12 protein-coding genes are annotated in these 13,538 nt (G+C 67.7%); 5 read left to right on the top strand and 7 right to left on the bottom strand.

Annotated features, from left to right (window positions below):
* Window positions 1–306 precede the first annotated feature (306 nt).
* The 6 genes from paaK to paaF form a co-directional block, all read right to left on the bottom strand.
* Window positions 307–1,626: a phenylacetate--CoA ligase PaaK gene (gene paaK, locus ACNFIA_RS19545; RefSeq protein ID WP_416787872.1), complete on the bottom strand. Its 1,320-nt coding sequence runs from the start codon at window positions 1,624–1,626 to the stop codon at window positions 307–309.
* A 171-nt stretch (window positions 1,627–1,797) separates the two neighbouring features.
* Window positions 1,798–3,003: a 3-oxoadipyl-CoA thiolase gene (pcaF, locus tag ACNFIA_RS19540; protein ID WP_416788014.1), complete on the bottom strand. Its 1,206-nt coding sequence runs from the start codon at window positions 3,001–3,003 to the stop codon at window positions 1,798–1,800.
* A 5-nt stretch (window positions 3,004–3,008) separates the two neighbouring features.
* A complete protein-coding gene (gene paaI / locus ACNFIA_RS19535) occupies window positions 3,009–3,449 on the bottom strand; it encodes a hydroxyphenylacetyl-CoA thioesterase PaaI (protein WP_416787869.1) in 441 nt (146 codons plus the stop codon).
* A complete protein-coding gene (gene paaH / locus ACNFIA_RS19530) occupies window positions 3,442–4,959 on the bottom strand; it encodes a 3-hydroxyacyl-CoA dehydrogenase PaaH (RefSeq protein ID WP_416787867.1) in 1,518 nt (505 codons plus the stop codon). Before paaH ends, paaI begins: the two co-directional genes overlap by 8 nt.
* A 3-nt stretch (window positions 4,960–4,962) precedes the next feature.
* Window positions 4,963–5,754 (bottom strand): 2-(1,2-epoxy-1,2-dihydrophenyl)acetyl-CoA isomerase PaaG, encoded by a 792-nt coding sequence (gene paaG, locus ACNFIA_RS19525; RefSeq protein ID WP_416787864.1) that lies wholly within the window; start codon window positions 5,752–5,754, stop codon window positions 4,963–4,965.
* 51 nt (window positions 5,755–5,805) lie between these two features.
* On the bottom strand, window positions 5,806–6,579 hold the full coding sequence (gene paaF / locus ACNFIA_RS19520; RefSeq protein WP_416787861.1) for a 2,3-dehydroadipyl-CoA hydratase PaaF: 774 nt from the start codon (window positions 6,577–6,579) through the stop codon (window positions 5,806–5,808).
* A gap of 376 nt (window positions 6,580–6,955) precedes the next feature.
* On the opposite strand from paaF, the gene paaY reads away from it, so the two are divergent.
* The 5 genes from paaY to ACNFIA_RS19495 all read left to right on the top strand — a co-directional run bounded on the left by paaY (window position 6,956) and on the right by ACNFIA_RS19495 (window position 11,962).
* Entirely contained in the window at window positions 6,956–7,561 is a 606-nt protein-coding gene (gene paaY / locus ACNFIA_RS19515) for a phenylacetic acid degradation protein PaaY (RefSeq protein WP_416787859.1), read from the top strand.
* A gap of 77 nt (window positions 7,562–7,638) precedes the next feature.
* Entirely contained in the window at window positions 7,639–8,562 is a 924-nt protein-coding gene (gene paaX / locus ACNFIA_RS19510; protein ID WP_259754763.1) for a phenylacetic acid degradation operon negative regulatory protein PaaX, read from the top strand.
* A 165-nt stretch (window positions 8,563–8,727) separates the two neighbouring features.
* Window positions 8,728–9,645 carry a transcriptional regulator FeaR gene (feaR, locus tag ACNFIA_RS19505; protein ID WP_416787856.1) on the top strand — a complete coding sequence of 306 codons (918 nt, stop codon included), beginning with the start codon at window positions 8,728–8,730 and terminating at the stop codon, window positions 9,643–9,645.
* A 405-nt stretch (window positions 9,646–10,050) separates the two neighbouring features.
* Window positions 10,051–10,455: a c-type cytochrome gene (locus ACNFIA_RS19500; RefSeq protein ID WP_416787853.1), complete on the top strand. Its 405-nt coding sequence runs from the start codon at window positions 10,051–10,053 to the stop codon at window positions 10,453–10,455.
* A gap of 16 nt (window positions 10,456–10,471) precedes the next feature.
* Window positions 10,472–11,962 (top strand): aldehyde dehydrogenase family protein, encoded by a 1,491-nt coding sequence (locus ACNFIA_RS19495; protein WP_259754766.1) that lies wholly within the window; start codon window positions 10,472–10,474, stop codon window positions 11,960–11,962.
* Between the two features lie 270 nt (window positions 11,963–12,232).
* Here ACNFIA_RS19495 and fahA read toward each other — a convergent pair whose 3' ends face one another.
* Window positions 12,233–13,537 (bottom strand): fumarylacetoacetase, encoded by a 1,305-nt coding sequence (gene fahA / locus ACNFIA_RS19490; RefSeq protein ID WP_416787850.1) that lies wholly within the window; start codon window positions 13,535–13,537, stop codon window positions 12,233–12,235.
* Window position 13,538 lies beyond the last annotated feature (1 nt).

Here is a 13,538-nt window from a genome sequence, read left to right as displayed (position 1 = left end):
ACCCAGCCCTTGGGCCGATTGTCACAGGGGAAGAAGATATCCGCCCAGGTGTCGGATTACCTGTAGGAGCGAGCTTGCTCGCGAACGGGCGTCAACCGGGATTCTCCAGCACGTGGGCTGTCGCAGGCATGGCCAGCTCCTACAGGCCGGCCCCGCGATTCACCTGTAGGAGCGGGCCATGCCCGCGATCCGCCGGCTAGCCGGCGCCTGGCGAGACTGGTTCGCGAGCAAGGACTGGGCGTCCCCTTCGCTCCTTCAAAAAATCAAAAGCCCCGCCGAAGCGGGGCTTTTCAAGCACGCCGACACTCAGCCCTTGGGCCGATTGTCATACACGTGGCAGGCCTTGCCTTCCGAGCGCTTCAGGCTGTGCGACGGCTGCACCAGCACGCGGGCGCTGACGCCGATGTGGGTCTTGATCTGCTTGCCCAGCTCGCTGCCGATGGCTTTCTGCTCGTCCGCCGAGAGGGCCTGCAGGTCGTGGCGCAGTTCGACGTGCACGTCGATGCAATCGAGGTTGCCATTGCGGTGCAGGTGGATCTCGTAGCACTCGGCGAGCTGCTTGATCTTCAGCACCTGCTCCTCGACCTGGGTCGGGAAGACGTTGACCCCGCGGATGATCAGCATGTCGTCGCTGCGCCCGGTGATCTTGTCGATGCGCCGCATCGGCCGCGCGGTGCCCGGCAGCAGGCGGGTCAGGTCGCGGGTGCGGTAGCGGATCATCGGCAGCGCTTCCTTGGACAGCGAGGTGAACACCAGCTCGCCGTATTGGCCGTCGGGCAGCACGGCGCCGGTCGCCGGGTCGATGATCTCGGGGTAGAAGTGGTCTTCCCAGACGGTCGGGCCGTCCTTGGTCTCGGCGCATTCCATGGCCACGCCCGGGCCCATGATTTCCGAGAGGCCGTAGATGTCCAGGGCGGTGATGCCCATGCGCTCCTCGACCGCGCGGCGCAGCTCGGCGGTCCAGGGTTCGGCGCCGAAGATGCCCAGGCGCAGCTTGAGGCTGTGCGGGTCGATGCCCTGGCGCTCGATCTCGTCGGCGATGTTGAGCATGTAGGACGGGGTGACCATGATGATGTCCGGCTGGAAGTCGCGGATCAGCTGGACCTGCTTCTCGGTCTGGCCGCCGGACATGGGGATCACCGTGCAACCCAGGCGCTCGGCGCCGTAATGGGCGCCCAGGCCGCCGGTGAAGAGGCCGTAGCCGTAGGACACGTGCACCTTGTCACCCTTGCGGCCGCCAGCGGCGCGGATGGAGCGGGCGACCACGTTGGCCCAGGTGTCGATGTCGTTCTGCGTGTAGCCGACCACGGTGGGTTTGCCGGTGGTGCCGCTGGAGGCGTGCAGGCGCACGATCTCGTTCTGCGGCACGGCGAACATGCCGTAGGGGTAGTTGTCGCGCAGGTCGTTCTTGCCGGTGAAGGGGAACTTCGCCAGGTCGTCGAGGGAGGTCAGGTTGTCCGGGTGGACGCCCGCCTCGCTGAAGCGCTTCTGGTACAGCGGGACGTTGTCGTACGCGTGCCTGAGGCTCCAGCGCAGGCGCTCCAGCTGGTGCTGGCGCAGCGCGTCGACACTGGCGGTTTCCATCGGGTCAAGCAGGGCACGTTCGGCATCATGGTACATGTTCATGGGTTCACTCGATTTGTTCTTGTACGCCAGCCGGTGAGGGCTGCGAGTGTCATGGGAGCAGCATAGCGCCCCCGTTCGCGGACGGATTCGAACCCCTGCCAGGGACGTTGCTCTGCGTGTCAGTCGGTGCACAAAGCGACTGGCGGCGCGGGGTTCGATCCCGCCGATGGCTCAGATCCGTTCGATGATCAGGGCGATGCCCTGGCCCACGCCGATGCACATGGTGCACAGGGCGTAACGGCCGCCACGTTCCTCCAGTTCGTGCAGGGCGGTGGTGACCAGGCGCGCACCGCTCATGCCCAGTGGATGGCCGAGGGCGATGGCACCACCGTTGGGGTTCACCCGGGCGTCGTCGTCCGCCAGCCCCAGTTCGCGCAGGACGGCGAGGCCCTGGGCGGCGAAGGCTTCGTTCAGCTCGATCACGTCCATGTCGCCCAGCGACAGGCCGGCCAGCTCCAGCACCTTGCGGGTCGCCGGCACCGGGCCGATGCCCATGATCCGCGGCTCGACGCCGGCAGTGGCCATGGCCACCACGCGGGCGCGGGCCTTCAGGCCATGGCGCGCGGCGGCGGCCGGGGTTGCCATCAGCAGGGCGCAGGCGCCGTCGTTGACGCCCGAGGCGTTGCCGGCGGTGACGCTGCCGCCTTCGCGGAACGGCGTGCCGAGCCTGGCCAGTTGCTCCAGGGTGGTGTCGCCGCGCGGATGTTCATCCTGCTCGACAACCTTGGGCGGGGCCTTGCGCTGGGGGATTTCCACCGGGACGATTTCCTTCGCCAGGCGGCCACTGGCTTGCGCGGCGGCGGCCTTGTGCTGGCTGCGTAGGGCGAAGGCGTCCTGTTCGGCGCGGCTGATGTTGAACTGCTCGGCGACGTTCTCCGCCGTCTCGGGCATGGAGTCGATGCCGAACTGCTGCTTCATCAGCTGGTTGACGAAGCGCCAGCCGATGGTGGTATCGAAGATTTCCGCGCTGCGGCCGAACGCCTGCTCGGACTTGCCCATCACGAAGGGTGCGCGGGACATGGATTCCACGCCGCCGGCCAACATCAGCCCGGCTTCATTGCAGCGCAGGGCGCGCGCGGCGCTGCCCACGGCGTCGAGGCCCGAGCCGCACAGGCGGTTGAGCGTGGTGCCGGGCACGCTCACCGGCAGGCCGGCCAGCAATGAGGCCATGTGGGCGACGTTGCGGTTGTCTTCGCCGGCCTGGTTGGCGCAGCCGAAAATCACGTCGTCGATGGCGCTCCAGTCCAGCTCCGGATGGCGTTGCATCAGGGCCTTCAACGGGATCGCCGCGAGGTCGTCGGCGCGCACGCCGGACAGGGCGCCAGCGTAGCGACCGATGGGCGTGCGCACGGCGTCGATGATCAGGGCGTCGGTCATATCGCTCATTCGGAGGTCTCCTGCGCCAGCACGGTGCCGCGCACTTGGTAGGATTTGCCGTGGAACAGGGCGATCAGCCGGCCCTGGGAATTCTCGATGCGCACGTCGTAGTTGCCGGTGCGGCCGCTGCGGCTCTGCTCGAAGGCGCTGGCGATCAGTTCGTCGCCTTCACGGGCCGGCGCCACGTAGTCGATGCTGCAGCCGATGGCGACGGTGGCGTCGTTGTAGCTGTTGCAGGCGAAGGCGAAGGCCGAGTCGGCGAGGGCGAACAGGTAGCCGCCGTGGCAGGTGCCGTGGCCCTGGATCATGTCCTCGCGCACGCGCATCGACAGCGTCGCGCTGCCCGGGCCGGCATCCAGCAGCCGGATGCCCAGGCGGCGGGTGGCCTCGTCGCGCTCGTACAGGGCTTCGGCGCAGGCGCGGGCCAGTTGGGTGGCGTCAGTCATAGAAAGTGCTTCCTTCGGCGTGCAGGCGGCGCAGCAGCAGGGAGGGGCGATAGCGGTCCTCGCCGTAGGCGGCCTGCAGGTTGTCGAGCACGCGCAGCACGGCGCCGATGCCGATCTGCCCGGCCCAGGCCAGCGGGCCCTGCGGGTAGTTCACGCCGGCGCGCATGGCGAGGTCGATGTCGCGGGCGCTGCCCACACCGTGCAGCACCGCATCGGCGCCTTCGTTGGCGAGCATGGCGACGGTGCGCAGCACGGCGAGGCCGGGCGTATCGCTCAGGCGGCTGGCGGCGATGCCGGCCTTGGCCAGCAGGGCGACGACTGGGTCCAGGGCTGCGGGCGTGGTATCCGCCGACGCGGCAATGCCCAGGCGCGAGGCCTTGCGGTAGTCCAGGGCGAGGTCGATCAGCACCAGGTTGCGCAGGCCGTCTTCCCGGGCGCGCTGGCTGGCGAGGCGGCCGTCGGACAGCGCCACCACCGCATCGCCCACGCGCAGCAGGCCGCTGCCGGCGCGGCGGATGATCGCGATGCCCGCGTCTTCCAGGCGCTGCACCAGCGGCTGGGCGATGCCCAGGTCACCTTCCAGCACGCAGGAAGTGACGCTGGCGTTGCTGCTCAGGCTGGCCGGCTGTGGGCGCTCGGCGCCTTCGGTGTAGTCGTAGAAGCCGCGGCCGTTCTTGCGGCCAAGGCGGCCGGCGTCCACCAGTTCCTTCTGGATCAGCGAGGGCTGGAAGCGGAAGTCGCCGTAGTAGGCGGCGAATACCGAGCAGGTGACCGCGTAGTTGACGTCGTGGCCGATCAGGTCGGTGAGCTCGAAGGCGCCCATGCGGAAGCCGCCGGCGTCACGCAGCAGCGCATCCAGTGTCGCGCAGTCGGCGGCGCCTTCCTGCAGCAGGCGCAGGCTTTCGGCATAGAAGGGGCGCGCCACGCGGTTGACGATGAAGCCGGGTGTGGATCGGGTGTGAACCGGTTGCTTGCCCCAGGCCAGCGCGGTGGCGTACAGCCGGTCGGCCAGCGCCGGATCGGTGGCGAGGCCGGAGACGACCTCCACCAGCGCCATCAGCGGCGCGGGGTTGAAGAAGTGCATGCCGACCACCTGGTGCGGGCGTTGCAGGCCGGCGGCGAGGCTGGTGATCGACAGTGACGAGGTGTTGCTGGCGAGAATGCAGTCCTCGGCACAGAGTGCTTCCAGCTGCTGGAACAGGCCGCGCTTGACCTCCAGGTTCTCGACGATGGCCTCGATCAGCAGCTGCGAATCGGCCAGCGCTTCGACGGCTTCCACCGGCTGCAGGCGAGCGACGATGGCAGCGCGTTCCTCGGCGGGCAATTTGCCTTTTTCCACCAGGCGGCCGAGCTGGCGGTCGATGCCGTCGATGGCCTGGGCGGCGGCGCCGGGGCGGTTGTCATGCAGCTTCACCGGGTGGCCGGCCTGTGCGGCGACCTGGGCGATACCCGCCCCCATGGCGCCGGCGCCGATCACCGCGACCTTGCTGTGGTTCGAAAGTGCGCTCATCGATCAGCGGCCCTTGAAGCAGGGGGTGCGTTTTTCCATGAAGGCGGACACGCCCTCGCGGTAGTCCTCGCTGCGTCCGGCCAGGCGTTGCAGGTCGCGCTCCAGTTCCAGTTGCTCGTCGAAGCTGTTGTTCAGGCTGGCGTTGAGGCTGCGCTTGATCAGCGCCAGGCCGTAGGTCGGCTGGGTCGCGAGGTGGCGGGCGAGCGTGAGGGCTTCGTCGCGCAGCTTGGCGTCATCCACCACCTGGTAGATCAGGCCCCATTGCTCGGCCTGCTCGGCGGAGAGGCGATTGCCCAGCAGCGCCAGCGCCTTGGCGCGGGCCATGCCGACCAGTCGCGGCAGGGTCCAGGTGCCGCCGGAATCGGGAATCAGGCCGATCTTGCAGAACGCCTGGATGAAGCTGGCCGAGCGCGCGGCCAGCACCAGGTCGCAGGCCAGCGGGATGTTCGCGCCGGCGCCCGCGGCCACGCCATTGACCGCGCAGATGACCGGCAGCGGCAGGTCGCGCAGCGCGCGGATCAGCGGGTTGTAGAACTGCTCGATGGATTGGCCAAGGTCGGGCATCTCGGCGCCGGGGGCGACGTTGCGGTCGGACAGATCCTGCCCGGCGCAGAAGCCACGGCCCTCGCCGGTCAGCAGCAGGACGCGGGCGTCCGGGTTCTGCCGGACCTGCTTGAGCGCTTCGCGCACTTCGCCATGCATGGCGGCGTTGAAGCTGTTGAGCTGCTCCGGGCGGTTCAGGCTGAGGAGGGCGACGCCGTCCTCGATGGAAAACAGGATGTGCTCGAAGTTCATGGGCGGGCTCGCTCCATCAGTGGGCAGACAGTGGGCAGAAAGGGGTGACGTTCAGCGGCCTTCGTAGGCCGGCGGGCGCTTTTCCTGGAAGGCGCGGATGCCCTCGCTGCGGTCGGCGGTGCCGGCCAGCAGGGTGAAGGCGTGGCGTTCGAAGCGCAGGCCGCTGGCGAGGTCGGTGTCCTGCGCCTTGAGCAGCGCTTCCTTGGCCAGGCGCACGGCCAGCGGCGCCTTGGTGGCGATGCTGCGGGCGATCTGCAGGGCGCGCTCGACGGTGAACTCGGGTTGGGTGACTTCGCTGACCAGGCCGGCGCGCTGGGCGTGGCGGGCGTCGATGGCCTCGCCGGTGAGCACCATCTGCATCGCCAGCGGCTTGCCGACGGCGCGCAACAGGCGTTGGGTGCCGCCGGCGCCCGGCATGATGCCGAGGTTGATCTCCGGCTGCGCGAAACGGGCATCTTCGCCGGCGACCAGGATGTCGGCGTGCATCGCCAGCTCGCAGCCGCCACCCAGGGCGAAGCCGTTGACGGCGGCGATCAGCGGTTTGGAGAAGGCGGCGATGCGCTGCCAGTAGCCGACGCGCGGGTCGTTGAGGATGCCGACCAGGTCGCGCTTAGCCATCTCCTTGATGTCAGCGCCCGCGGCAAAGGCCTTGCGGCTGCCGGTGAGCACCACGGCGCGGGTATTGCCGTCCTGCTCGGCGGCGTCGAGTTCGGCGGCCAGTTCACCGAGCAGTTCGGTGTTCAGCGCGTTGAGCGCGTCGGGGCGCTGCAGGGTGATGAGGCGGACGCCCGCTTCTGGCATCTGAACGGCAAGGGTGCGAGGCATGGCATCGTCCTCAGGCTGCACGCGCGGCGGCATGGCCGGCTGTATTGGAATTATGGGAGGCAGGCGTGGCCCGTCTTCGGTCTTCTCGCAGTATAGGCCTGAAGTGATACGGAAAAACAACTGTAAAAGTTAATTAGCGTGTCTAAAGTGTTTCTCGCAGTGCCACAGGTGGGGCGTCCAAGGTGCTGGATGCTTGCGCCTTATGCGCGTATTTACTGGTCTTTTAAGGCTTTTTGCCATCCGGGCGCTGTCGTTCAGAAGCGATACGTCAGATTTAGATTGGAGGTGCTCGCTTTGATGTGATACAAAATTTGCAAAAGAATAAATCGCTTTGTGCGGTAATGCCGGAATGCCGACAGCGCCGTTGGAGAAACCCATGCCCAGCTACAGTCTTGAAGGTGTGCGCCCGGTCGTTCATCCGACCGCCTATGTCCATCCCACCGCCGTGCTGATCGGCGACGTCATCGTCGGCCCCGGCTGCTATGTTGGCCCGCTGGCGGCCCTGCGCGGCGACTTTGGGCGGATCGTCCTCGAAGAGGGCGCGAACTTGCAGGACACCTGCGTCATGCACGGCTTTCCCGACAGCGACACCGTCGTCGAGCGCAACGGGCACATCGGCCATGGCGCGGTGCTGCACGGCTGCCGTATCGGCGAGGATGCCCTGGTGGGCATGAATGCGGTGGTCATGGATTACGCGCAGATCGGCGCGCGCTCCATCGTTTCCGCCGCCGCCTTCGTCAAGGCCAGGTTCGACTGTCTGCCGCAAAGCCTGGTGATGGGCGCGCCGGCCAGCGTCAAGCGCAGCCTCAGTGACGAGGAGATTGCCTGGAAGCGCCGTGGCACCGAGGAGTACCAGGCCCTGGCGCGGCGCTGCATCGACAGCCTGGTGGAGTGTGAGCCGCTGGCGGAAATGGAAGCGGAGCGCCCGCGCCTGGGCGACTCCGGCTTCCGTCCCAAGGTTGAGACAGGGAAGGGCGCATGAGTACTGGGGTTCGCTCCAATGGCCAGGCGGTGCGGCGGGCAGGTATAGTCGCCGCTCCTTCGCCTGCGCAACGTGCCATGACCGCTCTAGCACCGCTGAACCAGCTGATCCATCGCTTCCAGGAACAGACGCCGATCCGCGCCAGCTCGCTGATTATCACCCTCTATGGCGATGCCATCGAGCCCCACGGCGGCACCGTCTGGCTGGGCAGCCTGATCAATCTGCTGGAACCCTTCGGCATCAACGAGCGGCTGATCCGCACCTCGATCTTCCGCCTGACCAAGGAAGACTGGCTGACCGCCGAGAAGGTCGGCCGGCGCAGCTACTACAGCCTGACCGGCACCGGCCGGCGGCGTTTCGAGAAGGCCTTCAAGCGCGTCTACAGCTCCAGCCTGCCGGCCTGGGATGGTTCCTGGACGCTGGTGATGCTCTCGCAGATCGCCGCCGACAAGCGCAAGCAGGTCCGCGAGGAACTGGAGTGGCAGGGCTTCGGCGCCATTTCGCCCACCGTCATGGCCTGCCCGCGAGCCGACCGCAGCGACGTCATGGCCACCCTGCAGGACCTGGATGCCACCGAGGACAGCATCGTCTTCGAGACCCGCGCCCAGGACGTGCTGGCCTCCCGCGCCATGCGCCTGCAGGTGCGCGAAAGCTGGAAGATCGACGAACTCGGCGAGCACTACAGCGAGTTCATCCAGCTGTTCCGCCCGCTCTGGCAAGCGCTGCGCGAGCAGGACCAGCTGCGCCCGGAGGACTGTTTCCTCGCGCGCACCTTGTTGATCCACGAATACCGCCGGCTGCTCCTGCGTGACCCACAACTGCCCGATGAACTGCTCCCGGGCGATTGGGAAGGGCGCGCGGCGCGGCAGCTGTGCCGCAACATCTACCGACTGATCTACGCCAAGGCCGAGGACTGGCTGAACCGCAATCTGGAAACCGCCGACGGCCCGCTACCGGACGTCGGCGAGAGCTTCTACAAGCGCTTCGGCGGATTGAACTGACAGGAGTTGGCGTGAAAAATGCCTCTCGCCCTGCAACGCTGCGGTTGCCCGGCGGAGACAGCGCAAAGCGACCTTCCTGACGGCGGGGCGCCGCGAACGATGACGACAGGCCCTGGAGGCCGTCGCTGAATAACAACAAACAATGCGTGTGAGGCTTTGCAGGTCATGAATTCTTCATCGACATTGAGGGATGACGCTTTCGAGGCGTGGCTGGGACAGGTCAACCGGGCGTGCGGTCGTTTCGATGCGCGCACCCTGGGCCCCCAGTTCCATGGACGGTTGCGCGAATATCAGGGCGGTGCGATCAAGCTTTCGGTGGTCGACATGGCCCAGGTGCACCTGTACCGGACCAGCAAGGAGGTCGGCGCCAGCGCCGGCGGTCACTATTACGCGGTGTTCCAGCTCGAGGGGCGCTCGCGCCTGGAACAGGGCGACAACCGCGTGGAGCTGTCGCGCGGCGACATCACCCTCATCGATGCCAGCCGGCCCAGCGACATGACCTACCTGGAGGAATCCCAGCAGCTCTCGCTGATCCTGCCGCGCCAGGTGATCGAGCGCGGCCTGCGCATGTCGGAAGTGGCCTGCGCCTCGAAGATTCCCGCCAGCTCGCCCATCGCCGTGCTCGCCAACCGCCTGATCGTCGAGACCAGCCAGCAGGAAAGCCTCGGCATGCTGGAGAGCGAGGCGACGCTGGACGCCCTCGTCACGCTGCTGCGCCCGGCGCTGGCCAGCCAGGACGGCGAGCACGACAACCACGAACGCATGTTCCGCAAGGCCACCGCCTTCATCGACCAGCACATCGGCGCCGAAGAGCTCTGCCCGGAGTTGATCGCCCGTGAGGTAGGTATTTCGGTGCGCGGCCTTTACCGCATGTTCGCCAAGAAGGGCTTGGTGGTGGCGCAGTACATCAAGAACCGCCGCCTGGATTTCTGCGCCGAGACCCTGCGCAACGCCCAGTTCGAGCAGAAGCTCTCGGCGCTGGGCTATGCCTGGGGTTTCTCCGATTCGAGCTACTTCTCCACGGCGTTCAAGGGCCGCTTCGGGGTGTCGCCGGGCGAGTACCGCAAGCGTTACGCGAATTGAGTCTTTGGGTGGACGGCGATACCTGACGGTGGCGTGCCGTGAATGATGGGTATCGCTGCGCTCCACGCCATCCTACGCTGACGTTCCCTGTGCCATCTTCCCCGACTGCCCCTTGTAGGATGGCAGGAGCGCAGCGATACCCATGCCGCCTGGGGCCTGCTCACTCGCCAGGCAGGTTCGCGAGCAAGCTCGCTCCTACGAAGAGCGCTCCGAGCCCAATCCTGTAGGAGCGAGCTCGCTCGCGAACGCTTTCCCCTCATGATGCCGGTCACCTGAGCGCCACCTTGGCACTCCCGCCAACACGACTGGCACAGAGGAAAAGACCCGCCCCGACGCCGCTGGCAACAATCACCTTCGATGACGCGCGCCCTCCGGCCGCACGCTATACTCGAAGGTGAAGTCCCGATGTCCCGCAATACGCTCCGATTCGGCGCCCTCGGCCTGCTGCTGGCCGGCGCCCTGCTGCAACCGCTGCTGGCATTCGCCGGCGACTGCCCGGCCAGCGACGCCCAGCAGGGCGAAGCCGTCTTCGCGCGCGACTGTTCGATCTGCCACACCGCCAAGGCCGACGGCCCCGCAATGATGGGCCCCAACCTGCACGGCGTGGTCGGCCGCCTGGCCGGTTCGCTCGCTGGCTTCAGCTATTCGCAGGCGATGAAGGGCAAGGGCGCGGCCTGGTCGCGGGACAACCTCGACGCCTTCGTCAGCCACCCCCAGGCCGCCGTGCCCGGAACCTACATGCCCTTCGCAGGCCTGGCCGACGCGGCCGAGCGGCGGGCGCTCACCTGCTGGCTGAGCCAGCAGCACTGAACCTCCAGGAGAGACCATGAACGTCACACAGACCCTGCCTCAGGTCACGGCCTTCCTCGCCCGCAAGCACGGTTGCTTCATCGACGGCGCCTGGGTGGTGCCCGAGGGCGCACGCACCGACGTGCTCAACCCGGCCACCGGCCAGGCGATCTCCAGCGTCGCCGACATCGACACCGACCTGCTCGACCGCGCCGTGCAGTCTGCTCAGGCCGCCTACAAATCCCGCGTATGGGCCGACCTGCGCCCGGCCGACCGCGAGCGCATCCTGCTGCGTTTCGCCGACCTGGTGGAAGCCCACGGCGAAGAGCTGGCCCAGCTGGAAACCCTCAGCCAGGGCAAGTCGATCAACATCTCGCGCATGCTGGATGTCGGCGCCACCGTCGAATTCATGCGCTACATGGCCGGCTGGGCGACCAAGATCGAAGGCCAGTCGCTGAACGTGTCCATCCCGCTGCCGCCGGGCGCCAAGTTCACCGCGTATACCCGCCGCGAGCCGCTGGGCGTGGTGGCCGGCATCGTGCCGTGGAACTTCCCGTTGATGATCGCCGTGTGGAAGCTGATCCCGGCCCTGGCCACCGGCAACAGCGTGGTGATCAAGCCCGCCTCGGAAACCCCGTTGACGGCCCTGCGCCTGGCCGAGCTGGCCTTCGAGGCTGGCGTGCCGGCCGGCGTGTTCAACCTGGTGACCGGCGACGGCCCGCGCATCGGTGGCGGCCTGGCCAGCCACAAGCTGGTCAACAAGGTCTCCTTCACCGGCTCCACGGCGGTGGGCCGCAGCGTTGGTCTGGCCGCCGTGCAGAACATGACCCGCTTCGCCCTGGAGCTGGGCGGCAAGAACCCGATGATCGTCCTCGCCGACGCCAACATCGACAACGCCGTGCAGGGCGCGTTGCTGGGCGGGCTGTTGAACAACGGCCAGGTCTGCGCGGCGGCGTCGCGCTTCTACGTGCACCGTTCGCGCTACGACGAGTTCGTCGAGAAGCTGGCCGCTGCCGTGGCCGGCATGAGCCTGGGCGAGGGCATGGACCCGACCGCGCAGATCAACCCGCTGGTCTCGGCCAAACAGCAGCGCAGCGTGCTCGACCACATCGCCCGCGCCGGCGAGCAGGGCGCGCGCATCGTCTGCGGTGGCGAGCGGGTCGGCGGCGGTGGCTTCTACGTGCAACCCACCGTGCTGGCCGACGTGACCATGCAGATGGCCGTGGCCCGCGACGAAGTATTCGGCCCGGTGCTGGCGGTGCTGCCGTTCGACGAGGACGACGAGGCCATCGCCATGGCCAACGACAGCGAATACGGCCTGGGCGCGAGCCTATGGACCAACGACCTGACCAAGGCCCTGAACCTGGTGCCGCGCATCGAGTCCGGCACCGTGTGGGTCAACGCCCACGTCCTGCTCGACCCGAGCATGCCGTTCGGTGGCGTGAAGCAGTCGGGCATGGGGCGCGAATTCGGCCGCGCGGTGGTCGAGGCCTATACCGAGATCAAGTCGGTGTGCATTGCGCACTGATGGAGAGTGAGAGCAACACCCTCGTTTAGCAGCGGGCCTTCGGGCCCGTTTTTTTGCGCGGAGTTCAGCGGCACCTTGTAGGAGCGAGCTTGCTCGCGAACAGCTGATGACAATGCGGCCGGGCGGTTCGCGAGCAAGCTCGCTCCTACGAAGAGCAGTTGCTCCTTGTAGGAGCGGGCCATGCCCGCGATCGCGCAACGCGCAACGCGCGCCGGCGATCCGGCGGATAACGCTGGCGCGTTATGCGCCCTACGATCGGCGGGGGCTGCGTCAGTGCGCCGGCAGGATCCGCCCGCGGCATTCGCCGAAGCCGATGGACGCATGGCCCTCGCGGCGGCAGCGGGCGCGGAGGATGATTTCGTCGCCGTCTTCGAGGAAGCGCCGTTCTTCGCCGTTGCTCAGTACCACCGGCTGTTTGCCGCCGCCGGTAAGCTCCAGCAGGCTGCCGAAGCTGTCCGGGGTTTCGCCGGAGAGGGTGCCGGAGCCGAACAGGTCGCCCGGTTGCAGGCGGCAGCCGTTGACGCTGTGGTGCGCCACCATCTGCGCCACGGTCCAGTACATGTTCAGCGTGTTGCTCAGGGCGATGCGTTCCGGGCCCTGGTGCTCGCGGCGCATGTGCGCGGTGTGCAGCAGGACTTCCAGTTCGATATCCAGGGCGCCGTGCTGCTGGTCGCCCTCGTCATACAGGTACGGCAGGGGCTGCGGGTCGCCTTCCGGGCGCGCCGGCTGGGCGACGCGGAAGGGCTCCAGGGCCTCGGCGGTGACCACCCAGGGCGACACGCTCGTGGCGAAGCTCTTGGACAGGAACGGCCCCAGCGGCTGGTATTCCCAGGCCTGTACGTCACGGGCGGACCAGTCGTTGAGCAGGCAGAAACCGGCGATGTGCCCGGAGGCGGCGTTGATCGCAATGGCTTTGCCCTGGTCGTTGCCCTGGCCGATCCAGATACCCAGCTCCAGCTCCAGGTCCATCCGCGCGCAGGGGCCGAACACCGGCACGTCGTGGCCGGCGGGCAGGGTCTGGCCGTTGGGGCGGCGTACTTCGGTGCCGGACGGCACGATGGTGGAGGCGCGGCCGTGGTAGCCGATGGGCACGTATTTGTAGTTGGGCAGCAGCGGGTTGTCCGGGCGGAACAATTTGCCGACGTTCTGCGCATGGTGGATGCCGACATAGAAGTCGGTGTAGTCGCCCACCCTGGCCGGCAGGTGCATGCGGCAGGCGGCCTGCGGCTTGAGCAGCGCGGCGCCCAGTTGCTCCATGCGCTTGCGTTCGCTGCTGCCTTCGCTGAGCAGGTGGAGCAGGGCCTCGCGCAGGGTGCGGCGGGCGGTGGGGCCGGCGGCGAAGAAGGCGTTCAGGCTGTCGCCGCTGGCCACCAGCGCGGCCTGGTGCGCGGCGCCGTGGAACAGCCCGGCTTCGCAGGCGGTCTTCAGGTCGAAGATGTAGTCGCCGATGGCCACGCCGCCACGGGGAGAGTCGCCGGGTGGGCTGAACACGCCAAGGGGCAGGTTCTGCAGGGGGAAGTCGGGGTGGCCGTTGGCCGATTCGATCCAGCTTTGTGCGTTGTGGGCGACGCTCATG

The sequence above is a fragment of the Pseudomonas sp. NY15437 genome, from assembly GCF_048068435.1.
Lineage (GTDB): Bacteria > Pseudomonadota > Gammaproteobacteria > Pseudomonadales > Pseudomonadaceae > Pseudomonas > Pseudomonas nitroreducens_B.
This window is presented reverse-complemented; position numbering and strand designations above follow the sequence as displayed.